This window comes from Bradyrhizobium sp. PRIMUS42 (assembly GCF_023006515.1).
In the GTDB taxonomy this organism is placed as follows: domain Bacteria; phylum Pseudomonadota; class Alphaproteobacteria; order Rhizobiales; family Xanthobacteraceae; genus Bradyrhizobium.
Genome location: NZ_JALBGZ010000035.1, coordinates 1 through 22,330, shown reverse-complemented (window position 1 = coordinate 22,330; position 22,330 = coordinate 1). Strand labels below are relative to the sequence as shown.

20 protein-coding genes and 2 pseudogenes are annotated in these 22,330 nt (G+C 63.6%); 14 read left to right on the top strand and 8 right to left on the bottom strand.

The genetic code is table 11. The annotated features are described in order from the left end of the window. From MOV75_RS06010 to MOV75_RS05985, 6 genes are all read right to left on the bottom strand, one after another. A partial coding sequence (locus tag MOV75_RS06010) for a GntR family transcriptional regulator (protein WP_247005224.1) occupies window positions 1–418 on the bottom strand: 418 nt, incomplete at its 3' end. A gap of 4 nt (window positions 419–422) precedes the next feature. After that, window positions 423–1,475 (bottom strand): ABC transporter ATP-binding protein, encoded by a 1,053-nt coding sequence (locus MOV75_RS06005; RefSeq protein ID WP_246918315.1) that lies wholly within the window; start codon window positions 1,473–1,475, stop codon window positions 423–425. Beyond that, on the bottom strand, window positions 1,472–2,311 hold the full coding sequence (locus tag MOV75_RS06000; RefSeq protein ID WP_246918316.1) for a carbohydrate ABC transporter permease: 840 nt from the start codon (window positions 2,309–2,311) through the stop codon (window positions 1,472–1,474). The genes MOV75_RS06005 and MOV75_RS06000 overlap by 4 nt, the downstream gene beginning before the upstream one ends. Then, on the bottom strand, window positions 2,308–3,243 hold the full coding sequence (locus tag MOV75_RS05995) for a carbohydrate ABC transporter permease (protein ID WP_246918319.1): 936 nt from the start codon (window positions 3,241–3,243) through the stop codon (window positions 2,308–2,310). The genes MOV75_RS06000 and MOV75_RS05995 overlap by 4 nt, the downstream gene beginning before the upstream one ends. A 3-nt stretch (window positions 3,244–3,246) precedes the next feature. Beyond that, complete coding sequence (locus tag MOV75_RS05990; protein WP_246918320.1) at window positions 3,247–4,641, bottom strand: sugar ABC transporter substrate-binding protein; 1,395 nt, start codon at window positions 4,639–4,641, stop codon at window positions 3,247–3,249. 186 nt (window positions 4,642–4,827) lie between these two features. After that, a complete protein-coding gene (locus tag MOV75_RS05985; protein WP_246918321.1) occupies window positions 4,828–5,631 on the bottom strand; it encodes a DeoR/GlpR family DNA-binding transcription regulator in 804 nt (267 codons plus the stop codon). 222 nt (window positions 5,632–5,853) lie between these two features. Between MOV75_RS05985 and MOV75_RS05980 the strand changes: the two genes are divergently transcribed. From MOV75_RS05980 to MOV75_RS05955, 6 genes and pseudogenes are all read left to right on the top strand, one after another. Further along, window positions 5,854–6,873, top strand: coding sequence for an ABC transporter ATP-binding protein (locus MOV75_RS05980; RefSeq protein ID WP_246918322.1), 1,020 nt, complete (start codon window positions 5,854–5,856; stop codon window positions 6,871–6,873). 63 nt (window positions 6,874–6,936) lie between these two features. After that, entirely contained in the window at window positions 6,937–8,190 is a 1,254-nt protein-coding gene (locus tag MOV75_RS05975; protein ID WP_246918369.1) for an ABC transporter substrate-binding protein, read from the top strand. A gap of 57 nt (window positions 8,191–8,247) precedes the next feature. Continuing rightward, a complete protein-coding gene (locus MOV75_RS05970) occupies window positions 8,248–9,168 on the top strand; it encodes a carbohydrate ABC transporter permease (protein ID WP_246918330.1) in 921 nt (306 codons plus the stop codon). Continuing rightward, window positions 9,165–9,974 (top strand): carbohydrate ABC transporter permease, encoded by an 810-nt coding sequence (locus MOV75_RS05965; RefSeq protein ID WP_246918338.1) that lies wholly within the window; start codon window positions 9,165–9,167, stop codon window positions 9,972–9,974. Before MOV75_RS05970 ends, MOV75_RS05965 begins: the two co-directional genes overlap by 4 nt. Beyond that, entirely contained in the window at window positions 9,974–10,813 is an 840-nt protein-coding gene (locus MOV75_RS05960; protein WP_246918340.1) for an endonuclease/exonuclease/phosphatase family protein, read from the top strand. The genes MOV75_RS05965 and MOV75_RS05960 overlap by 1 nt, the downstream gene beginning before the upstream one ends. Window positions 10,814–10,816: 3 nt before the next feature. Further along, window positions 10,817–11,194: pseudogene (locus MOV75_RS05955) on the top strand (NUDIX domain-containing protein). Between the two features lie 9 nt (window positions 11,195–11,203). On the opposite strand, the gene MOV75_RS05950 reads toward MOV75_RS05955, so the two are convergent. Then, on the bottom strand, window positions 11,204–11,719 hold the full coding sequence (locus MOV75_RS05950) for a hypothetical protein (protein ID WP_246918347.1): 516 nt from the start codon (window positions 11,717–11,719) through the stop codon (window positions 11,204–11,206). A gap of 721 nt (window positions 11,720–12,440) precedes the next feature. Here MOV75_RS05950 and MOV75_RS05945 point away from each other — a divergent pair. The 8 genes from MOV75_RS05945 to MOV75_RS05910 all read left to right on the top strand — a co-directional run bounded on the left by MOV75_RS05945 (window position 12,441) and on the right by MOV75_RS05910 (window position 21,992). Further along, on the top strand, window positions 12,441–13,790 hold the full coding sequence (locus MOV75_RS05945; protein WP_246918349.1) for a PotD/PotF family extracellular solute-binding protein: 1,350 nt from the start codon (window positions 12,441–12,443) through the stop codon (window positions 13,788–13,790). 79 nt (window positions 13,791–13,869) lie between these two features. After that, window positions 13,870–14,760, top strand: coding sequence for an ABC transporter permease (locus MOV75_RS05940; RefSeq protein ID WP_246918371.1), 891 nt, complete (start codon window positions 13,870–13,872; stop codon window positions 14,758–14,760). Next, the gene (locus tag MOV75_RS05935; protein ID WP_246918351.1) at window positions 14,757–15,662 is read left to right on the top strand and encodes an ABC transporter permease; all 906 of its coding nucleotides are present in this window, start codon (window positions 14,757–14,759) and stop codon (window positions 15,660–15,662) included. The genes MOV75_RS05940 and MOV75_RS05935 overlap by 4 nt, the downstream gene beginning before the upstream one ends. A 2-nt stretch (window positions 15,663–15,664) precedes the next feature. After that, window positions 15,665–16,771: an ABC transporter ATP-binding protein gene (locus MOV75_RS05930; RefSeq protein WP_246918353.1), complete on the top strand. Its 1,107-nt coding sequence runs from the start codon at window positions 15,665–15,667 to the stop codon at window positions 16,769–16,771. A 21-nt stretch (window positions 16,772–16,792) separates the two neighbouring features. After that, window positions 16,793–17,284 carry a (2Fe-2S)-binding protein gene (locus MOV75_RS05925; protein ID WP_246918355.1) on the top strand — a complete coding sequence of 164 codons (492 nt, stop codon included), beginning with the start codon at window positions 16,793–16,795 and terminating at the stop codon, window positions 17,282–17,284. Between the two features lie 2 nt (window positions 17,285–17,286). After that, entirely contained in the window at window positions 17,287–19,674 is a 2,388-nt protein-coding gene (locus MOV75_RS05920; protein WP_246918357.1) for a xanthine dehydrogenase family protein molybdopterin-binding subunit, read from the top strand. Between the two features lie 11 nt (window positions 19,675–19,685). Further along, entirely contained in the window at window positions 19,686–20,483 is a 798-nt protein-coding gene (locus MOV75_RS05915; RefSeq protein ID WP_246918359.1) for a xanthine dehydrogenase family protein subunit M, read from the top strand. A gap of 15 nt (window positions 20,484–20,498) precedes the next feature. Continuing rightward, window positions 20,499–21,992, top strand: a complete 1,494-nt coding sequence (locus MOV75_RS05910) for an amidase (RefSeq protein ID WP_246918361.1) — start codon at window positions 20,499–20,501, stop codon at window positions 21,990–21,992. Between the two features lie 149 nt (window positions 21,993–22,141). Here the strand turns inward: MOV75_RS05910 and MOV75_RS05905 are convergent. Continuing rightward, window positions 22,142–22,330: pseudogene (locus MOV75_RS05905) on the bottom strand (LysR family transcriptional regulator); the annotation flags it as partial.

Below are 22,330 nucleotides of genomic sequence, written 5' to 3'. Positions count from 1 at the left end.
CGCGCTCGCGCAGTTGCTCGCGAACGGCGGCGTCGTGCCGGTTGGTCATGCCCTGCTGCAGGATCGTGGCGCCGGCCTGGTAGCCTGCGTCGCGGATGGTTTCCGAGAAGCCCATGAGGTGGCCGACCCAGTTCTCGGGCTGGTTCGAGCGCAGGAAGGTGCCACGGCCGCGCGAGCGGTCGAACATGCCTTCGTTCACCAGGGGCGCGATGGCGTTGCGGATGGTGATGCGGCTGACGCCGAAATGACGGCCGAGCTCGGCCTCGGTCATCAGGCGGCCGGCCTCGTCGATCAGCTTGCCGTTGCGCACCTGGCTGCGAATCGATTCGCGGATCTGGATATGCAGGGGCGTGGAGCCCTCCGCGGTCACGTCGCTGCCGAGCGGCGCGGCTTTTTTCTTGCGTGTTTGAACAGCCATGGTGTCAGAACCGCATGCGTGTTGCTGGATCGAACAGGTGAATGTCTTGCGGCCGGGCTGTGATCGAGATCGTGTCGCCCTCGCCGGGAATGTTGCCGTCGGCGACGCGCATGCGGATCGTGGTGCCGGCACAGTCGAGATCGAGCACGGCGGTATCGCCGAGATCCTCGATCAGATCGACGCGCGCACCGAGCCCACCCTCCGTCATGCGCAGGGCGCCGGGCCGAAGCCCGACCACCACATCGCGCTCACCCGGGGTCGTGGCCGTCGTCTTGAGGCGATGGCCGGCGATGACGACGTCGCCATCCACGTAACGGGCGAGGACGAGGTTCATCGGGGGATTGCCGATGAAGCCGGCAATGTCGATCGAGTTCGGGCGGGCGAACACCTCCGCGGGCGTGCCGACCTGCTGGATCTCGCCCGCCATGAACACCGCCATGCGGTCCGCGAGCGTCATGGCCTCTTCCTGGTCGTGGGTGACGTAGACGGCGGTGACGCCGAGGGAGCGCTGCAGCTTCTTCAACTCTGCGCGGGTTTCCAGCCGCAGCTTTGCGTCGAGGTTGGAGAGCGGCTCGTCGAGCAGGAACAGGCGTGCCTTGCGCACGATGGCGCGAGCCAGCGCGCAGCGCTGCTGCTGGCCGCCCGAGAGCTGGCCCGGCTTGCGATCGAGCAGATGGTCGATCTTCACCTTGCGCGCCGCGTCCTTCACGGCGGGCGCGATCTCGGACTTCGGCAGCTTGGCCATTTCCAGCGGAAAAGCGATGTTCTCGGCCACCGTCATGTGTGGGTAGAGCGCGTAGCTCTGAAACACCATGGCGATGTCACGGTCACGCGCATCCGTCGAGGTGACGTCCTTCTCGTCGATCAGCACGCGGCCGGCGGTCGGCGCATCCAAGCCGGCGAGGATGCGCAGCGTCGTGCTCTTGCCCGAGCCGGACGGGCCGAGCAGGGCAAAGAACTCGCCCGGCTTGATGTCGAAATTCACGTTCTTCAGCGCGGCGAACTCGCCGTGCATCTTGACGATGTTGCGAAAACTGACCTGACCTTGGCCGCTCATCGGCGCCCTCCGCCCTTGACTGCACCGACCGTCAGGCCCTTCACGATATGCTTCTGCGCGACCACGCCGAGGACGACGACAGGCAGCATGGCGAGAACCGAGACCGCGGCGAGCTTGGCCCACAGTGTCTGCTCGACGGAGACGAAATTGAACATGGCAACCGTGACCGGACGCACCGTGTTGCCGCTGAGCACGACGGCGAACAGGAATTCGTTCCACGCATTGAGGAACACGAACACGATCGTCACGGCGATGCCGCCACGGACCTGCGGAATGATGATCCGCCACAATGTCTTCAATCGGCTGGCGCCGTCGAGATAGGCGGCTTCCTCCATCTCGAAAGGAATGTCCTCGAAATAGGAGACCAGCAGCCAGATCGCGAATGGCAGGGAGAACGACAGATAGATCAGTATGATGCCCTGATAAGTGTCGATCCAGCCGATGTTCCGCAGCACCAGGAAGTAGGGGATGATGATGCCGACCGGCGGCAGCATCTGCGTGGCCAGCACGTAGAAGCCCGCGAACTTCTTGCCGCGAAAGCGCAGGCGCGCCAGCGCGTAGGCCGCCGGCACCGCCATCAGCATGGTGACGATGGTGGTGCCGACCGAGATGACGACGCTGGAGAGCAGGTTCGGCAGGATCGATCCCGAGCCGAACAGCACGTCGCGATAGGCTTCCAGCGTCGGCGCGAACACTAGCTTGGGCGGATAGGCCAGTACGTCGGAATCGGTCTTGAGCGAGTTCAGCACGCTCCAGACGATCGGAAACGCCCAGGCCAGCAGAAAGACAATGGAGATCGCGAGCAGGGCGATGATGCGGAGGCGCTTGGCCGTCATTTCGCCCTCCGCATCGCAAACAGGATGCCGGAGATGATGATGGTCACGATCATCAGCGCGACTGCGAGCGCCGAGCCGTAGCCGATCGACAGTTCGGTGAAGGACTTGCGGTAGGCATAGAGATTGAGGATCTCGGTCGCCGTGCCGGGGCCGCCGGCGGTGACGGTGAAGATCGCCGCGAACGCGGTCAGCGCCACCATGGTCCGCATGATGATGACCATGACGATCGCGGGACGCAGCAAGGGCAGGGTGATGCGGCGAAAGCGTTGCCAGGCGGAAGCACGGTCGAGCCGCGCCGCCTCGTAGATGTCCTCGGGCAGCGAGGCGAGCGAGGCCAGCAGCACCATGAACGCAAAGGGCGTCCACTGCCAGGTATGGATCGCAATCACCGAAACCATCGCGAGCGTGGGATCGCCGAGCCAGTTCTTGCTGCCGAGGCCGGCGTTGATGGCGAGGAAGTCGACGATGCCGAACTCCGGCGCCAGCATGAAGGTGCGCCAGATCATGCCGACCACCGCCGGCGACAGCACCACGGGCAGGATGGCGATGACCCTGAACCAGCCCTGGCCACGCTTCATGTCCATGACCAGCAGGGCGAGCGCCAGGCCGATGATGACCTGCAGCGCGACGGTCGAGCCGGTATAGACGAGGCTCACCAGCAGCGAGGTCCAGAAGCGCTCGTCGGAGAGCAGCACCTGGTAGTTCTCGAATCCGACAAAGCCGTTGGTGAACGGCATCGCCAGATCCATCCGGAATGCGCTGGTGTAGACCAGGAAGAGCAGCGGAAACGTCGTCGTGGCGAGCAGCGCAAGAAAGGCCGGTGCAAGCAGGGCCGCCGCAAACCGGCGCTCGCGCTGCGCCAGGACGCGTCCGAAATCGCTGCGAGGCGCCTCGCTCGCGATCCCGGCCGATATCTCCGCTGTCGTCGCCATGACTCAGCCGCGCATCATCGGTTCGATGCGGCGCTGCGCGTCGTCCAGTGCAGCCTTGATCGTAGCCTGGCCGGACAGGGCCGACTGGATCGCGGTCGCCATGGTGTCGCCGATCGCCGGCCATTGCGGCACGCGCGGACGCCAGTCGACGTCCGTGTCCTCCTGCAGAGCGCCCATCGTGGCCTCGACGAAGTTCTCGCCAAAGCCGTTCATCAGCTTGATGTAATCCGGATCCTTCCACACCGAGGTGCGGTTGACGCCCGAGCGTTTGGTGGGACCGGTGAACTTGTGCGCGGTCCGCGCCTGGGTCTCGGCGCTGGCGGCCCATTGGATGAAAAGCCAGGTCGCCTTGCGCTTCTTCTCCGGTAGCGCGGAATTGATTGGGAAGCCCCAGTTCCAGATCGACGTGGTGCGCTTGCCCGAGGGGCCCTTCGGCCAGCGCGCGTAGGCGACCTTGCCAACCACCTTGGATTTTTCCGGGTTGTTGATGACCGAGGCCGACGAATGCGCGTCGATGTAGCTGGCGACGGTGCCTTGCGAGAAGGCGTCGGCGATATCGGGCCAGTTCCAGTTGGCCGCCGCTGTCGGCGCGTACTTCTTCATGATGTCGACGTACCAGGCGAGCGCCGCCTCAGCCTCGGGGCCGTTGACGGTGAGCTTGCCGCCCTTCATCCAGTCGCCGCCGAACTCGCGGAAGATCGACGGATAAATGTACATGTTCTGGCCGGCACCGGCGACGCCGCGCAGCGCTGCGCCCCAGACGCGATCGTTCGGCGTGTTCAACGCCGCGGCGTTGGACATGTAGGCCTCCAGCGTGTCGGCCGGCTTCAGGCCCTTCGCGTCATAGAGGTCCTTGCGATAGACCTGAATGGTGACTTCGCCGTCATAGGGCATGCCGTAGAGCTTGCCGTCGATGCCGTTGGCGCTGCGCCAGGCCGGAATGATGTCGTCGAGCTTGAACCAGGCCGGATCGGTCAGCGACTTGTCGGCGAGGTAAGTGTCGAGCGGCTCGACCCATTTGTTGGCGGCATAGAGCGCGTAATACATGGGATCGGCGGCGTGGGTCGCATAGGTGCCGGTCTTCGAGGTCAGATCGATGACGCACTTCTGCCGGATCTGCGCCGGCGGAATCTTCTCGAAGCGGACGTCGATGCCGGTGAGCGCCTTGAACTGCGGCGCGAGCGTGATGAGGTTTTCGAAATAGCTCGCCGGGATCACGGCGACCGTGATGGTCTCGCCGGAGACCTGCTGCCAGTCGATCTGAGCGGATTTGTAAGGCGCGAGGTCGGCGTCCTGCGCGGCAGCTTGCCGGAGAAAGGCCGGACCAAACGTCGCGAAAGCGGCGGCTGCAGTTCCGGTCTTGAGTAGCGTTCGTCGCGTCGGCGTGAATGACGGCATGCGATCCTCCCGAAAATCCGGATTTTTATTTCCGATTAGTTAGGACATTTGCCGAAATGTTATAACAGGTCAATCGTGACAGGTTGGATCGTCCCCCGGCCCTTCGGCGCGGAGGGTGAATAGATGTCGCACCTCGCCTCCGGGGAGGCGCGATCGGACCGAGCAGCGACGATGTGCAGGTACCGGCTAGGTATTGCCGAGGCGCTCGAAATCTGCGCGAGCGTCGCCGGCGGTATGGATCTGGCCGCTATATCTTTGCGCAATCAGTTCAAATGCTGCCGGCAATCGGTCGTCGATGACGAGATGGTGGCACTCGTCGAGGTGGCCGCCACGAACTGTCGCATTGCGCCCGAATTTGGTGATGTCGGCCACGAGCACGGACGTTCGTGAATTGGCGGCGATGGATTGGCGTGCCTTGACTTCCTCGACATGGAAGTCGAGCAACGTGCCGTCCGGATCGACGCCGCCGACGCCGAAGATCCCGAAGTCGGCGCGAAATCTCGAGAAGAAGCGCACGGCGGCCTCACCAATGATGTCACGGTCGAGCGGCCGCAGCGTGCCGCCGGCGATGGTGATCTCCACGTCCGGATTATGCGAGAAGGCTGCAGCCACGTTCAGGCTGTTGGTGATCACCCGCAGATCCCGTCGGCGGGAGAGTGCCTGCGCGACATATTCGGGCGTCGTGCCGAGCCCGATCATCAGCGACGTCCCGTCGGGAATGAGTTTGGCGGTCGCATGCGCGATGCGCCGCTTGGCTTCGGCGTTCAGCCTGTGTCTGCTGCTGTAGGCGAGGTTCTGATTCTGGACGGGGAGGCTGACCCCGCCATGCACGCGTCGAAGCAGTCCCTGGTCGCAGAGCGCATTCACAAGGCGGCGGACGGTCTGCTGGGTCACCTCGAAACGCACCGCAAGCTGCTCGATGGAAGCGAAGCTTTGCTCGCGCACGATCTCCAGTATGTGGACCTGACGTGTGATGGCGCTCCTGGGCATAAGCCCTCCGTTCCCGACAAAAGTATCATTTGAACGGCTGAGACGCAATTTTGTGTTTCATATGGTGTCACATTATGTTCATATGAACATAATAGTCGCTACGCCGATGAATGCGCGTGGCTCGAGGGAGGAGGCATGGACCGGTCTGGGCCGGCATTGCCGCTGCTCCGTTGGATCGAGCCGCCATCAGCGTAGCTGCATCATGCTGAGAGCGAACCGGCCATGTCGGCGATTACGCTGAATCATGTCTCCAAGTCGTGGGGCGCGATGCGCGCCGTCGACGACATCAGTCTGACGGCGGAGGAGGGCTCGCTGCTGGTGCTGCTGGGACCGTCCGGCTGCGGCAAGTCGACCACGCTGCGGCTGATCGCCGGTCTCGAGGAGGCCGATGCCGGCACGATCGCCATCGGCGGCGTCGACGTGACCCGCCTGTCGCCGGCGGACCGGAAGATCTCCATGGTGTTCCAGTCCTATGCGCTGTTTCCGCATTTGAGCGTGGCCGAGAACATCATCTTCGGGCTGCGCGTGCGGCGCGTGTCGCGCGCCGAGCGTGACGCCCGGCTTCGTCGCGTCGCCGACATCGTTGGTTTGACGCATCTGCTCGACCGCAAGCCGTCGCAAATGTCGGGAGGGCAGCGCCAGCGCGTCGCGCTGGGGCGCGCCATCATTGCCGAGGCGCGGGTCTGTCTCATGGACGAGCCGCTGTCCAACCTGGACGCCAAGTTGCGACACGAGATGCGAACGGAGATCCGCGCGTTGCAGCAACGTCTCGGCGTGACGATGGTCTACGTCACCCACGATCAGACCGAAGCCATGACCATGGCGGACCGCGTCGTCCTGATGCGCGATGGCCGCATCGAGCAGAACGGCTCGCCGGAAGAGCTCTACAACCGGCCGGCGACGGCGTTCACGGCGCGGTTCATCGGTACACCGCCGATGAATCTGGTCCGTCAGGACGATCGTCTCATCGGCATTCGGCCGGAGCACATCCGCATTGTGGCCGGTGGGGATCATGCTGCGCGGGTCAAGGCCGTCGAGCATCTCGGGGCCGACAGTATCGTGCTGTGCGACATCGACGGTCAGCCGATCTCGGTTCGACTCGAAGGGTTCAGCAAGGTTCAGCCCGGCGAGGATATCCGGCTGGCCTGGGAGGCCGGTCACGAGCATCGGTTCGATCCAGCTTCGGAATGTCGATTGGAGACTTCAGCCAGGGAGGGCCGGCTGGCGACCTCCGCTGGATAGCAGCGGTGGTTTCAGGCGCTCGGCGGATTACAGAGGGAGAGAGAGATGTTTGCGCGACGAACGATGTTGATGGCAGCCGCACTTACCCTGCTCTCGATAGGGGCGCGTCCCGCTGCCGCGGTGGATCTGACCATGTACTATCCGGTCGCGGTCGGCGGTCCCGTCACCAAGATCATCGACGACATGGTCTCGCGCTTCGAGAAAGACAATCCGGACGTCAAGGTGACGGCAGTCTATGCCGGCAACTACACGGATACGATGACCAAGGCGATGACCGCCATGAAGGGTGGGCAGCCGCCGCAACTGTCAGTGTTGCTGTCGACCGACGTGTTCACGCTGCTGGACGAGAACGCGATCGTGCCGTTTGACGACCTCGTCAGCGACAAGGCCTGGTTCAAGGAGTTCTATCCCGCGTTCATGGCCAACGGCCAGGTCGACGGCAAGACCTGGAGCATCCCGTTCCAGCGTTCGACCATCGTTCTGTACTGGAACAAGGACGCGTTCAAGGAAGCGGGCCTCGATCCGGAGAAGGCGCCGGCGTCCTGGGACGAAATGGTCGAGATGTCGAAGAAGCTGGTCAAGAAGGATGGCGCAAACACGACGCGTTGGGGCGTCGAGATCCCGACGACCGGCTACGGCTACTGGATGCTGCAGGCGCTCGCCATCGAGAACGGCCAGAAGATGATGAACGAGACCGGCACCGAGGTGTACCTCACCGCGCCGAAGACGGTCGGCGCGCTCGATTACTGGGTCGACCTGTCGCGCAAGCACAACGTCATGCCGACCGGCAGCATCGACTGGGCGACGCTTCGCACCGACTTCCTCGAAGGCAAGACGGCGATGATGTGGCACACGACGGGTAACCTCACAGCCGTCAAGGACGCCGCAAAATTCCAGTTCGGCGTGGCCATGCTGCCGGCCAAGGAGCGGCGGGGATCGCCGACCGGCGGCGGCAGCTTCTACATCTTCAAGAGCGCTTCGCCCGAGCAGCAGAAGGCCGCCGTCAAGTTCATCCAGTGGATGACGGCACCCGAGCGTGCGGCGGAGTGGAGCATGAAGACCGGCTACGTCGCGGTGTCGCCGGCCGCCTACAAGACCAAGGCGATAGAAGACTACGCCAAGGGTTTTCCGCAGGCGACCGTCGCGCGCGATCAGCTCGAGCATGCCGTGCCGGAGCTCTCCGTCCACGAAAACGGCCGTATCTACAAGTTTGTGAACGATGCTGTGCAGGCCGCGGTCACGGGCTCGCAGAAACCGCAGGAAGCGCTGGCCGCCGCGCAGGCGCAGTCCGACCGCGTGCTGCGCGCCGCCAAGTAAGCGCAAAGGAAGGGACATGGCGGGGGGGTGGTTCGCCGCCATCCCGCCGGCTCCAAAATGACCGATCTCGCCGCCTCATCGCCAATCCCCGAACGCCGCGCTCGGTCGCAGGCGTGGTGGAATGCCGTGAATGCGTGGCTGCTGCTGTTGCCGGCGGCGGTGCTGCTGGTGGCGTTCACGCATTGGCCGATCCTGGCAACGCTCCGGCATTCGCTGTTCATCACCAAGCGGAACGGCAACGAGGTCTTCGTCGGGGCGGACAGCTACCAGGCCATGGCGGCCGATCCGATCTTCTGGAAGGCGCTGATCAATAATTTCTGGTTTGCGCTCGGCACCATCCCGACCTCGATCGCGTTGGCTCTGATCATGGCGGTCTGGGTCAATCGCAACATGCGCGGCCGCGGCTTTCTGCGACTGGCGTACTTCACGCCGACCGTGCTGCCGATGATCGCCGTCGCCAACATCTGGCTGTTCTTCTACACGCCGGGTTACGGCGCGCTCGATCAGCTGCGCGGGCTGTTCGGCCTCGGCGGCTGGAACTGGCTCGGCGATCCCTCAACGGTGATGGGCTGCCTGATCGTCATGGTGATCTGGAAGGAAGCCGGCTTCTTCATGATCTTCTATCTGGCGGCGCTGCAACAGCTCTCGCCGGACCTCGATGAAGCCGCCTCCATCGAAGGCGCGAGCCGGTGGTACACGTTCCGCCGCATCACGTTCCCGCTGCTGATGCCGACCACGCTGTTCGTGGCCATCAATGCCGTCATCAACTCGTTCAAGCTGGTGGACCATCTGGTCATCATGACCAAGGGCGGTCCGAACAACGCCAGCACGCTGCTGCTCTATTACATCTATGAGGTCGCCTTCACGTTCCAGGATTCCTCCTACGCGGCAACGCTGACGGTCGTGCTTCTCATGTTGCTCAGCGCGATTGCGCTGTTGAAGTTCGGTTATCTCGATCGCAGGATCCACTACCAATGAGAGGCCGGACACACCCCGTCGAGGCCGTCGCGGCATGGCTCCTGGCTTTGATCTGGCTCGCTCCGCTGGCCTATGCCTTCTGGAGCGCGCTGCATCCGGCGGCCTACGCCACATCGTTCAGCCTGTCCGCGCCCTGGACGCTGGAGAATTTCGCCCGGGCCTGGAAGCAGGCGCCGTTCGCCCGGTACTATCTCAACACGGTCGTGCTGGTGACGTTCATCCTGGTCGGCCAGCTCATCCTGTCCACGCTGGCCGCCTATGCCTTTGCGCGCTTCAGGTTCAAGGGCAGCGGCATTGCCTTCGCGCTCGTGCTGCTCCAGCTCATGATCATGCCCGACGTCCTCATCGTCGAGAACTACCGCGCGATCGCCAGGCTGGGATTGCTCGATACGATTCCTGCCATCGCGCTGCCTTATCTGGCGAGCGCCTTTGGTATCTTCCTGTTGCGGCAGACCTTCAAGAGCGTGCCTCAGGAGCTGGTCGAAGCCGCCCGGGTCGAGGGAGCAGGCCCACTGGTCATCCTTTGGCGGGTCTATGTGCCGTTGGCACGCCCCACTTATGTCGCCTTCGGCCTCGTCTCCGTCAGCTATCACTGGAACAACTTCCTATGGCCGCTGATCGTGACGAATTCGGTGGAAGCGCGGCCGCTCACGGTGGGTCTTGCCGTGTTCGGCGCGCCTGAGACCGGCGTCGATTGGTCGGTGATCACGGCGGCGACGGTTATGACGATGGCGCCGCTGCTGATCGCGTTCCTGCTGTTCCAGCGCCAGTTCGTTCAGTCATTCATGCGCGCGGGTATCCGGTAATGCGACTTCTCACCTGGAACATTCAGTGCGGCAAGGGGTGCGACGGCGTCACCGATCTCTCCAGGATCGTTGCAGTGGCCAGGCGGACGCTTGATGCGGACGTGTTCTGCTTCCAGGAATTGAGCGTGAATTTTTCGAGATTCGGCGATGGTGCGGACCAGAGTGCGCAGCTCGCAGAGCTGCTGCCGGGCTATTCCGCGATCTTCCGGCCGGCGATTGAGACGATGGATCGCGCGGGCAGCATCCACTGCTTCGGCAACATGACGCTGTCGCGGTTGCCGGTGGTGCAGATCGCCAATCACCTGTTGCCGTTTCCGGGCGCGGGTGGGGTGCGCAGCATGCGCCGTCACGCCCTGGAGGTGACGGTTCAGGCGACGTTCGGCGCGGTTCGGATCGTCAACACGCATCTCGAGTTTCATTCGGCCGATCAGCGTTACGCGCAGATCACGCGGCTGCTGGATCTGCAGCAGGACGCGTCGGAGAGCCCCAGGCAGGCGAGCTCCCGGCACGATGAGCCATATGGAAGCCAGACCGTCGCTGCCTCGAGCCTGATGTGCGGCGATTTCAATTTCGACGTCGCCGATCCCCAGCATGCCCTGATCGACCGGGCCAGCCGGCCGGGTCTGAATTATCGGGACGCGTGGACCGCCAATCGTCCCGGCTGCCCGCGGCCGCCAACGTGCGGCATCTACGACCGCGCGCAATGGGTCGACGGGCCGGACTGTCGCGACTTCATCTTCGTCACGGAGGATCTGGTCAGTCGCGTGCGCAGCATCGAGGTCAACGAAGCAACCGATGCTTCGGACCACCAACCTCTCGCGATCGAGCTGGCGGACTAGCGAATGGCGACGTCATCAAAGCTTGTCGTTCCAAGGAAGGGTAGGGTGCTCCTGGTCAGGCGGCGGCGCGACAAGCGCTGGATTTTCCGGGCGGCCGCAGGCGGGCCGGCGAGAGCGAGAGAAAATGCCTCCATCGCGAGATCATGGAGGAGCTGCCCAAGCTCCAGGCTTGGCGAGTTGAGGCTGTGGAAGGAAGTCAACGGCAAGAACCGCAGGTCCGGCCGAAGGATGAGCGATGCGATCCTCCTGAGCAAGAAGGCCTCGGGCCCCCTCAAGATCGGCGACAAGAAGGAGCTCGACCGGGTGGAATGGCGAAAGCCGCGCGGGCTGAAATTGACCCCAACCTCGCGCTACATTCGCGACAAGCTGTTTCCGAAATAGGCAAGGTGCCTAGCCGCGCCCTGTGCGGAGTAGAATAGGGGTCGGATGCTTCATTGCAAAGCGTGCTAAGCGAACCTCTTCGGCCGAGAGCTCAATGCCGTGAACGGCTGCAGCGTGCGTAGTCACGGTTCTGATAAAGGAAAAATCGATCGCCAACGTGGCCGGACCAGCGCCTTCCTTCGCGCGCTTGCGTCCAAATTCGATAAGTCGCTCGCGATTGAGCTTAGACAGTTTCACTGTTCCCAGCGCTTCCTTCAGTGCTTCCAACACGGCGGCCTTTGAGCGGCGGGGAGGGCGCCCGACTTCATGCATATCCTCGACGTGAAGGTCGATGATGTCGCCGAATGTACGCGCCTGGACAGCAGCGCGTGGTTTTGGTGATCCACTGCGGTCGATATTGCGTTCCATATCGAGCGCCCAATCCTCACCGTCCTTGCGCCGGCGGAAGGTCTCTGACACGTAGCGGTTCTTGCGGCGGACCTGGACGCGCCAGTTCCCGGAAGGCAAATGCGTGAAGCTGGCCACGGCCGTGTGCACTCCCCAATTCGTGTGCGCTACGTGTGCACTGAGAGGTCAAAACAGGTACAAACGTGTGCAAATTCGGCTAGTTGGAGTGCACACGTTCGTGTTTCATCCTATTGAGATGATAAGGTAAATCATTGAAATCGCAAGACTATCGCTTTTCCGTGGCACCCATGATGGACTGGAGCGAGAGTTTAGGTCTTTCAAATGGTTAGAAGGCGGCGTGTGCACGACGTGTGCAGGGGGAAATCCAAGAAAAGCTTGCCACGACCAACGTGAGCAGACTTGCTGAAAACTGGCGTGGGCCGTCGGCGAACGAGCATAGCCAATCCTTCGGAGGACCTTCGAACTACCAAGCGTTGATCAGCAGGTTCAGTTGCGGAGGCCCAAAGTCATCCCTTGCGGCGCATCGCGCTGCGTCGTTGATCAGGTAAGAGCGAGGAGCTTCTTCGAAAGGCAGGCTCAGACTTCGAACAGTTCGCCAAAACGAAAGACCGACAATTATCTCGTCATAGCGACCGGTACTTATGCCCTGCTGCCTTCCTGAGTCGCCTGCCGCGACGAAGTGCAGAGAGTTGAGCCATTAGTGGCGCTTATGTCGCAAATTTTTACTTCCAATTTTACTTCGCAAAATTCCGACCCTAGCCTCACGCGCAACCGATCACATCTGCAGTCGGTCAATGGCGACCGGTGCGGGCGTTCATCGTAACCAACGAGGGTTGCCATGTCTGATGAGGGTAAGGGGACATTCACTTCCGATCCGGCGGGAACGGAGGCGAGGCCTGCGAAAAAGCTGAGCCGCCGCACGTTGTTGAAGGGCGCGGCGGCAGTTGCTGGCGCTACAGTGGGGGCGGATGCGATCCGCGGTTTCCCGACCATCTGGGCGCAGGAGATCAAGGACATCGAGCTGCGACATGTCGGCGTGTCCTATTCGGTGGTGAAAGCGATCGGCGACCAGGCGGCCAAGGATCTCGGTTTCAAGGTGACGATGCAAAACCTCGACACCTCCGCCGCCATCAACCGCTTCATAAGCCAGCCTAATACGGTCGATATTGCCGATCTCGAGGGCTGGCAGGCCAAGCTCGCCGCCAAGCGCGCCGTGATCCAGGGCATCGAGGTCAAGAAGATCAAGGAGTTCGACAACATCCTGCCGATCTTCACCAAAGGCGAGATCGACGGTCACAAGATCCCGCGCCAGGGCATCTCGCCCTATGAGGCCATGTACATCGCCAAGCCCGATGCGACCGATCTCAATGACGGCGTCACTGAATGGGCGACCTTCCTGCCGCAGGTCTACAACGCCGATTCCATCGGCTATCGCCCCGACCTCGTCGGCCATGAGGTGACCGAGTGGAAGGACCTGATCGATCCTAAGTTCAAGGGCAAGGCCGCGATCCTCGACGTGCCCGCGATCGGCATCATGGACGCCGCGCTCTGCTTCGAGAGTGCCGGGCTGATCAAGTACGGCAACAAGGGCAACATGACCAAGGAGGAGATCGACTTCACCTGCAACAAGCTGATCGAGCTGAAGAAGCAGGGCCAGTTCCGCGCGACCTGGACCACCTTCGACCAGTCGGTGCAGCTGATGGCGGCGGGCGAGGTGGTCATCCAGTCGATGTGGTCGCCCGCGGTCGCGGCTGTCCGCGTCAAGGAAATTCCCTGCGTCTACGCGCCTGTCAACGTCAAGAACGGCAAGGAAGGCTACCGCGGCTGGTGCAACGGCATGGGCCTGATGAAGCATCTCTCCGGCAAGAAACTCGATGCTGCCTATGAATATCTGAATTGGTACCTCTCGGGCTGGCAGGGCGGCTTCGTCGCGCGCTACGGCTATTACAGCCCCGTGCCCTCGACCGCGAAGAAATTCCTCACGCGGGCCGAATGGGCCTTCTGGTACGAGGGCCAGCCCGCGCCGGAGGTGGTCAACGATCCCTACGGCGTTGCCATGGAGAAGGCCGGCACCAAGCGTGACGGCGGCTCGTTCCTCGACCGCGTCAAGAACATCTCCTGTTGGAACACGCTGATGGACGAGGCCGCCTACATGAACAAGCGCTGGAACGACTTCAAGGTGGCCTGAAACCTGCTTTTCCCTGACGAAAGGCGCCGGCGCGGCGACGCGCCGGCGGGTGAAGATCGACGTCGAGGCGTTCGCTGACATGCAGCCAAATCCAATTCAAAGTCCAACTCCATCGCGATCCAATCTGGCCGGCTGGCTCTACGTCTCGCCGCTGGTCCTGGTGCTGGTGCCGTTCTTTGCGGCGCCGATCCTGGTCGTGCTCGGTGCGAGCTTCTTCGCCACCGACGGCTTTGGCGGGCTCACCCCCGGCTTCACGCTCGCAAGCTATGTCGAGGTGCTGCACTCGGCGCTGACACTGAAGCTCTATCTGGCGACGATCAAGTTCACGGTCCTGGCCTGGATCTTCACGCTGATCATCGGCTTCTTCGTTGCCTATTTCCTGGTGTTTCACGTCCGCAACCAGTTGCTGGCGATCGGCCTGTTCCTGCTCTGCACCGTTCCGTTCTGGACCTCGAACATCATCCGGATGATTTCCTGGATTCCGCTGCTCGGCAAGGAAGGCTTGATCAACCAGGCGCTGCTAGGAGCGGGCGTGATCCGCCAGCCGCTCGAGGTGCTGTTGTTCTCCGACCTTGCGGTGGTCATCGCCTATGTCCACCAGCTCACGATCTTCATGATCGTGCCGATCTTCAACTCCATGGCGAGGATCGACAAGAAGCTGATCGAGGCTGCGATCGACGCCGGCGCCAGCCGCTTCGACATCATGCGCCTGATCGTGGTGCCGATGTCCAAGAGCGGCATCGCGCTCGGCACCATCTTCGTGGTCTCGATCGTGATGGGCGACTTCTTCGTGGTCAAGGTGATGTCCGGCGGCGGCTCGGCCTCGGTGGTGAGTGCGTTTTACGAGGATGTCGGCGTGCTGCAATATCCGACCGCGGCGGCGAGCGCCGTGCTGCTGACACTGGTGCTGGTCGCCATCGTCTCGTTGATCCTGCGTACCGTCGATATGAGGCAGGAGATCACGCGATGAGCGCGGTTCTCGCCGACATGCCCAAAACCGATATCTCCAAGCCGGCAGCGGCCGCGACGATCAAGGCAATCGCGCCGAGCAAGGACGGCAGGCCGTGGACGTTCTACGTGTTGGCGGCGTTGTTTACGTCTTACGTCATCGCGCTCTACGGCCCGATGTTCTGCATCTACGTCCTGTCGTTCCAGGATATCCGTGGCGGGCTCGTATTCCCGATGAAGGGGCAGTCGCTGCACTGGTTCGTCGACCTCTTCACCCAGGTGCGTACCGGCGACGTCAAGGGCTCGTTCGACCGTTCGATCAAGCTCGCGGCCATCGTCACCGTCATCACGGTGGTGGTCTCGTTCCTCGCCGGCCTCGGCTTCCGCAGGCGCTTCCGGGGCGACACCTTCGTCTTCTACATGATGATCGGCAGCCTGGTCGCGCCCGGTCTCGTGCTCGGCCTCGGCACGGGGCTTCTGTTCCAGGCGCTCGGGCTTAACGCGAGCTGGTACACCTCGGCACTCGGCGCGCAGCTGTCCTGGACGTTGCCATTCGGCGTGCTCGTGATGTTCGCGGTGATGTCGCGCTTCGATCACGCCTGGGAAGAGGCGGCTTACGATCTCGGCGCGAGCCGGTGGCAGTCGATCGGGCTGGTGATGATCCCGGTGCTGGCGCCCGGCCTGATCGCGGTCGCGCTGTTCGGTTTCACGCTGTCCTATGACGAGTTTGCGCGCAGTCTACAGACCGCGGGCTCGCTCAATACGTTGCCGCTGGAGATATGGAGCATGACGCTGAACGTCACCTCGCCCTCGCTCTACGCGCTGGGAACGGTGACCACTATCGTCTCCTTCGTCGTCATTGGCGCCAGCCTCGGCACCATCGTGCTGATCCAGAAGAAGCGCGGCAGCCGGGCAAAGGGCTAGGAATGAAAAACGATCGCGGCGATATCGAACTGGCGGGTGTCTGCAAGAGCTTCGACGGCGTCACCAACGTGGTTGACGGCGTTAATTTGAAGATCGCGGACGGCGCCTATTGCTGCTTCATCGGCCCTTCCGGCTGCGGCAAGACGACGATCCTGCGCATGATTGCAGGCCATGAGGATCCGACGGCGGGCGAGATCGTCATTGGCGGCCAGAACGTCGTCGGCCTCGCGCCGGTGCAGCGGCGCACGGCGATGATGTTCCAGTCCTATGCGCTGTTCCCGCATCTCACCGTGCGCGAGAACGTCGCCTTCGCCCTGCGGGTGCGCGGCATGTCCAAGGCCGATCGTCTGCGCGCGGCCGACGCCATGATCGAGAAAGTGCGGCTGACGCAATTCTCCGACCGCCTGCCGGCCCAGCTCTCCGGCGGCCAGCAACAGCGGGTGGCGCTGGCGCGTGCTGCGATCACCGAGCCGCGCGTGCTGCTGCTCGACGAGCCGCTATCGGCACTCGATGAGCAGCTCCGCGTCCAGATGCGGCAGGAGCTCAGGCGGATGCAGCAGGAACTCGGCATCACCTTCATCCACGTCACCCATACCCAGCTGGAGGCGATCGCACTCGCCGACCTCGTCGTGGTGATGGAGCAGGGCCAGATCAAGCAGGCCGGGCCGGCGCGCGATGTCTACGCTCATCCGCACGACCGTTATGTCGCCCAGTTCATGGGCGGGCAGAATGTGCTGTCGGGGCACGTCGAGAAGGTCAACGGCGCCAGCTTCACGCTTGCGCAGGCGGGGCCCTCAGGCATCGAGGTGCCGCTTCAGGCTCGCCCGAGCGTCAACGTCGGCGACAAGGTCGATATCGCGGTGCGCCGCGACGATGTCGCGCTGGTTCGGCCGGGCAGGGACCTGCCGCCGGGCTGCACCACATCGTTGCCGAGCCGGGTGCTCGCGATCGAATACCAGGGCTATTTCGTCAAGGTGATGCTCGACACCGTGCCGGACGACGAGTTCGTGGCCTATGTGCCGGAAAAGACCTTCTTCGCAGATCCCTTCACCGTCGGCGACGTCGTGATGGCCACATGGGCCACCGGCAGCGCGCTTCCACTTGCCTAAAGACCCGTCGCGCAAAGGAGCATGACCGTGCAGATATCCTTCACACTCAACGGACGGCCAACCACTGTCGAGGTCGAGCCGGCAACGCTCGTCGCCGAGCTCTTGCGCGAGCAACTCAACCTCACCGGCACCCATATCGGCTGCGATACCAGTCAGTGCGGCGCCTGCGTGGTTCATCTCGACGGCCTGCCGGTGAAGAGCTGCACGCTGCTGGCTCCAGCGCTCGACGGCAAGACGCTACTCACCATCGAAGGCCTGCAAGGCGCGGCGGGCTCGAACCTGATGCATCCGATGCAAGAGGCGTTTCGCGAGCATCACGGCCTGCAATGCGGTTTCTGCACGCCCGGCATGCTGATGACCGCTGTCGCGCTCGCGACCGAGAAGCCGGACCTGACGGAGGCCGATGTCCGTCATGGCCTCGAAGGCAACATCTGCCGCTGCACCGGCTACCAGAACATCGTCGTCTCGGTCATGGCCGGCGCTGCCGCCATGAACGCCGCCAAGGGGGAGTGACCATGGGAAATGTGATCGGCATCGGCGCCGCACCGAAGCGGAAGGAGGACCAGCGCTTTCTCACCGGCCGCGGCAACTACGTCTCCGACATCAAGCGGCCGGGCATGACGGCGGGCGTGTTCGTACGCTCGCCGCATGGCCATGCGGCGTTGCGCGGCATCGACAGGAGCGCAGCGCTGGCCTCGCCCGGCGTCATAGCGGTGCTGACCGGCGACGATGTCGCCGACGATGCACTGGGATCGCTGCCCTGCGGTTGGGGTATCACGGACGCCAAAGGCGTGCCGATGAAGGAGCCGCCGTTTCCGATGTTGGCCCAGGACAAGGTGCGCTTCGTCGGCGACATGGTCGCTTTCGTCGTCGCGGAGACGCCGGAGCAGGCCAATGCGGCGGCCGAACTCTTGAAGGTCGACTACGAGGTGCTGCCCTCCGTGGTCGGCGTGCTCGAAGCTATCAGGCCGGACGCGCCGCAATTGTTCGACGACGTGCCGAACAACATCTGCTGCGATTGGGAGCTCGGCGACAAGGGCGCGGTCGAGGCCGCATTCAAGAAGGCGGCGCATGTCGCCAAGCTGAGCCTTGTCAACAATCGCCTGATCGGCAATCCCATGGAGCCGCGCGCGGCGATCGCCGAATACGAGCCGGGCACCGATCGCTACACGCTATGGACCACGAGCCAGTTCCCGCACGTCGTGCGTTTCCTGATGGGCGCGCTGGTGCTGAACATCCCTCAGCACAAGCTGCGCGTCGTCGCGCCTGATGTCGGCGGCGGGTTCGGCGTCAAGCAGTTCCACTACGGCGAGGAGGCGGTCATTACCTGGGCCGCCAAGCGCGTGAGGCGGCCGATAAAATGGGTCGCGAGCCGCTCGGAGGGCTACGTCTCCGATCGTCATGGCCGCGATCACGTCACGGAGGCCGAGCTCGCGCTCGACGAGACCGGCAAATTCCTCGCCTTCCGCGTCAACACGCTCGCCAATATGGGCGGCTACCTCTCGACCTTCGGACCGAACATCCCGACCAATCTCTACGGGCCGCTGCTCGGCGGCGTCTACACCACGCCCGCGATCTACTGCAACGTGAAGGTGGTGTTCACCAACACGGTGCCGGTCGATGCCTATCGCGGCGCGGGCCGGCCCGAAGCGACTTTTGTGCTGGAGCGCATTGTCGACGTCGCTGCGAGCGAGATGGGAATCGACCGCGTCGAGATCCGCCGCCGCAACATGATCCCGAAGGAGGCCTATCCGTATCAGACACCGGTGCTGGTGCAGTACGATTCCGGCGATCCCATAGGCTGTCTCGACGGCGCGCTGGTCGCAGCCGACGTCAAGAACTTTGGCGTGCGCAAGGCGGCTTCTGCCCGCAAAGGCAAGTTCCGCGGTCTCGGTTACTCCACCTACGTCGAGGCTTGCGGCCTTGCGCCATCGCGCTTTGCCGGACGGCTCGGTGCACGCGGCGGTCTCTACGAGAGCGCCACGGTGCGCGTGCATCCGACCGGGCAGGTGACGGTCATGATCGGCACGCATAATCACGGGCAGGGCCACGAGACGACCTTCGCCCAGATCGTCTCTGACAAGCTTGGCGTCGCATTCGACAACGTCGACATCGTGTTTGGTGATACCGACCGCGTCCAGTTCGGCATGGGGACCTATGGCTCGCGCTCGCTAGTCGTCGGAGGCGCCGCGCTGTCGAAGGCGACGGACAAGGTGATCGTCAAAGGCAAGAAGATCGCCGCGCATCTGCTCGAAGCGTCCGAGGCCGACATCCAGTTCGGGGCCGGCAAGTTTTCCGTCGCCGGTACGGACCGCATCAAGACGTTCGAGGAGATCGCGGGGGCCGCGTATGTCCCGCACGATTATCCGCTCGAGGTGCTTGAGCCGGGGCTGGAGGAGCAGGCCTATTACGACCCCATCAACTTCACCTATCCCGGCGGCTGCCACATCGCCGAGGTCGAGGTCGATCCCGAAACGGGCACGGTCACCCTCGTGAACTACACCGCGGTCGATGATGTCGGCACGGTAATCAACCCGATGATCGTCGAGGGCCAGCTGCATGGCGGCATCGTGCAGGGCGTCGGCCAGGCGCTGTTTGAGAACGCGGTCTATGACGAGGGGTCCGGCCAGTTGCTGTCGGGCTCGCTGATGGATTACTGCATGCCGCGCGCCGATCATCTGCCGATGATGAAGGTTGCGACCCACTCGACGCTTTGCACCCACACGCCGATGGGTGTGAAGGGCTGCGGCGAGGTCGGCACCATCGGCTCGCCGGCCGCCGTCATCAATGCGGTGGTGGACGCGCTTTCGCACCTCGGCGTCACGCATGTCGACATGCCGGCGACCCCGAACCGGATCTGGCGCCTGCTGCAAAACGCGTCGCTGCCGGTCGCGGCGGAATAGGGAGGACTACAATGAAACCATTTGCCTATCACCAGCCCGACCAGATTCCGGATGCGGCCAAGCTCCTGACCTCGATCGAGGACAGTAAGCCGGTTGCCGGGGGCATGACGCTGATCCCGACGCTGAAGCAACGGCTGGCCAATCCGCCGGCGCTGGTCGACCTGTCGAAGCTCGCAAACCTCAAGGGTATCACCGACGGCGGCACCACCATCACCATCGGCGCGATGACGCCGCATGCGATGGTGGCGGGCTCGAAGCTGGTGCAGACCAAAATCCCCGGCCTCGCGGCGCTGGCTTCGATGATCGGCGATCCCGCTGTGCGCAGTCGCGGCACCATCGGCGGCTCGGTCGCGAACAACGATCCGGCTGCTGATTATCCCGCCGGCGTGCTCGGCCTTGGCGCCACCGTCGTCACCAGTAAGCGCGAGATCGCGGCCGACAAGTTCTTCCGCGGCTTGTTCGAAACCCCGTTGGAGCCGGGCGAGATCATCACTGCGATCCGCTTCCCCGTGCCGGTCAAGGCCGGCTACGCAAAATTCAAGGCTCCGGCCTCGCGCTATGCGCTGGTTGGCGTGTTCGTCGCGCAGTTCGCCGATGGCGTTCGCGTCGCCGTCACCGGTGCTGGGCCCGGCGTGTTCCGCGTGCCGCCGATGGAGGCGGCGCTGTCGGGCAATTTCGATCCGTCCGCGATTGCGGCGATCAGGATCGACACCGAGGGCCTCACCTCCGACATCCATGCCGAAGCCGATTACCGGGCGCATCTCGTTACTGTGATGGCCAAGCGCGCCGTCGACGCGGCGCTCAGCTAGCTCCTGGGTTTGATGATGACTGATGGTTCCGGCCGAACGGCCTTTCCGCCGGCGCCGACTGGCCTTGGCGCGCTTTCTGCAACCGACATCATGGCCGGCTACCGGCGCAAGGCCTTCACGCCGCGCGATGTCGTCGACGAGACCATCGCCGCGCTTCAGGCGACGAACGAGGCCTGCAACGGGGTTGTGACGCCCATGTACGAGCAGGCGAGGGCAGAGGCCGACCGTCTCACGAAGGAGATGCGCGCCGGTGAGGCCAAGGGGCCGCTCGCCGGCGTGCCGGTGACGATCAAGGACCTCGTCTTCGTCGCGGGCGTGCCGGCCTATGCCGGCTCGCCGATGAACAAAGGCTTTGTGCCCGGGGACGATGCCGCGGTTGTGTCGGCGCTGAAGGCGGCCGGCGCGATCATTACCTGCAAGACCACGACCTGCGAGTCCGGCTATAAGTTGACGGCGGATAGCCCTGTCACAGGTATCACGCGCAATCCCTGGAATCCTGGTCGCACCAGTGGGGGGTCGAGCGGCGGCGCGGCGGCAGGCGTTGCCGCCGGCTGCGGTCCGATCGCGATTGGCACTGACGGTGTCGGCTCGATCCGTGTGCCGTCCTCCTTCTGCGGCGTGTTCGGCTTGAAGCCGACCTTCGGCCTCGTGCCGCGCTCGCCGGGCTTCTCGCCGCCGTCCTGGGCTTCGCTTGCCCATACCGGGCCGATCACGCGCACCGTTTCGGACGCTGCGCTGACGCTCGGGATCATCGCCGGCTACGATGTGCGTGATGCCGCGAGTCTTCCGGTGTCCACGCGCTGCTTCGATGCGAATGCTGGGCGCCTGGATGGTGTTCGTATCGGCGCCAGCGCCGATCTCGGCTATGCCGCCGTCAGCCCGGACGTGTGCGCAGCGTTTGACAAGGCGCTCGCCATTCTCGATTCCTGTGGCGCGCGGGTCACTATGGATGGGCCGGATCTCGATCCCGGAATTCTCGAGCATACGCTGAAGCCGATCGCACTCACCGAACAGGCTGCGGCGGTCGCGACCAAATCCGCAGCCGACCTCGCAAGCTCTGAGACGGACTACCAAGCCGTTGTCAGTGCCGGCCGTGACTACAGCGGCACGGACTACATCGCAGCGAGCTACCGCCGTGGCCAGGCGCGCAGCGCTTTCGTGAAGCTGTTCGAACGCGTCGATGCGCTCGTGACGCCGACTGTTGCAGTCACTGCATTCCAGGCTGGCCAGATCGGCGTCGACACCATCGATGGCAGGAAGGTCGATCCGCATCTTGGCTGGTCGCCCTTTACCTGGCCGATCAATCTTGCCGGTCTTCCTGCGGCGACGCTGCCCTGCGGCTTCGATCGTGATGGCATGCCGATCGGGCTTCAGATCATCGCGCCCTGGCTCGACGAGCCCACGATCTTCCGTATCGCGGCGGCGTTCGAGCAGGTGCAGCCCTGGGCGAAGTTCTGGCCGCCGGTGGCGCTACGTGAGGGCAGTGGAGGGCCCGTGAAGGGGTCTTAATGCAATCGTGCAGGTGTTTTGCCCGACGTGTCAACTCAAGTACCGAACGAAAAGACGGCGCGGCTCTGCGAGAAGCAGCACGCGAAAATCCCTTTGCGAACAAGGGCCGCTCTACTGTGCATGGGGTTGTTTTCGAGTTTTTTAGCGGCCTAGCCCAGCTCGATCGGCGCGCCGCGGCCGCTGAGCTCTTCGTCGAGGCGGAGGTAGTGCGCGAGATAATCGTGCAGCGCGGTCGCCGCCTTCGAGGTTGCGCCGCTGGATTTGTAGAGCAGCAGCTCGATCTTCGGCAGCGGCGGCAGGCCCTCGTTGGCCCCGATCTCGCGCATCGCCGGCACCAG

What these genes read in the sequence shown, in the direction of transcription:
- MOV75_RS06005 (WP_246918315.1), bottom strand. Translation starts at nt 1,475, where the DNA reads ATGAGCGGCCAAGGTCAGGTCAGTTTTCGCAACATCGTCAAGATGCAC.
- MOV75_RS06000 (WP_246918316.1), bottom strand. Translation starts at nt 2,311, where the DNA reads ATGACGGCCAAGCGCCTCCGCATCATCGCCCTGCTCGCGATCTCCATT.
- MOV75_RS05995 (WP_246918319.1), bottom strand. Translation starts at nt 3,243, where the DNA reads ATGGCGACGACAGCGGAGATATCGGCCGGGATCGCGAGCGAGGCGCCT.
- MOV75_RS05990 (WP_246918320.1), bottom strand. Translation starts at nt 4,641, where the DNA reads ATGCCGTCATTCACGCCGACGCGACGAACGCTACTCAAGACCGGAACT.
- MOV75_RS05985 (WP_246918321.1), bottom strand. Translation starts at nt 5,631, where the DNA reads ATGCCCAGGAGCGCCATCACACGTCAGGTCCACATACTGGAGATCGTG.
- MOV75_RS05980 (WP_246918322.1), top strand. Translation starts at nt 5,854, where the DNA reads ATGTCGGCGATTACGCTGAATCATGTCTCCAAGTCGTGGGGCGCGATG.
- MOV75_RS05975 (WP_246918369.1), top strand. Translation starts at nt 6,937, where the DNA reads ATGTTGATGGCAGCCGCACTTACCCTGCTCTCGATAGGGGCGCGTCCC.
- MOV75_RS05970 (WP_246918330.1), top strand. Translation starts at nt 8,248, where the DNA reads ATGACCGATCTCGCCGCCTCATCGCCAATCCCCGAACGCCGCGCTCGG.
- MOV75_RS05965 (WP_246918338.1), top strand. Translation starts at nt 9,165, where the DNA reads ATGAGAGGCCGGACACACCCCGTCGAGGCCGTCGCGGCATGGCTCCTG.
- MOV75_RS05960 (WP_246918340.1), top strand. Translation starts at nt 9,974, where the DNA reads ATGCGACTTCTCACCTGGAACATTCAGTGCGGCAAGGGGTGCGACGGC.
- MOV75_RS05945 (WP_246918349.1), top strand. Translation starts at nt 12,441, where the DNA reads ATGTCTGATGAGGGTAAGGGGACATTCACTTCCGATCCGGCGGGAACG.
- MOV75_RS05940 (WP_246918371.1), top strand. Translation starts at nt 13,870, where the DNA reads ATGCAGCCAAATCCAATTCAAAGTCCAACTCCATCGCGATCCAATCTG.
- MOV75_RS05935 (WP_246918351.1), top strand. Translation starts at nt 14,757, where the DNA reads ATGAGCGCGGTTCTCGCCGACATGCCCAAAACCGATATCTCCAAGCCG.
- MOV75_RS05930 (WP_246918353.1), top strand. Translation starts at nt 15,665, where the DNA reads ATGAAAAACGATCGCGGCGATATCGAACTGGCGGGTGTCTGCAAGAGC.
- MOV75_RS05925 (WP_246918355.1), top strand. Translation starts at nt 16,793, where the DNA reads ATGACCGTGCAGATATCCTTCACACTCAACGGACGGCCAACCACTGTC.
- MOV75_RS05920 (WP_246918357.1), top strand. Translation starts at nt 17,287, where the DNA reads ATGGGAAATGTGATCGGCATCGGCGCCGCACCGAAGCGGAAGGAGGAC.
- MOV75_RS05915 (WP_246918359.1), top strand. Translation starts at nt 19,686, where the DNA reads ATGAAACCATTTGCCTATCACCAGCCCGACCAGATTCCGGATGCGGCC.
- MOV75_RS05910 (WP_246918361.1), top strand. Translation starts at nt 20,499, where the DNA reads ATGACTGATGGTTCCGGCCGAACGGCCTTTCCGCCGGCGCCGACTGGC.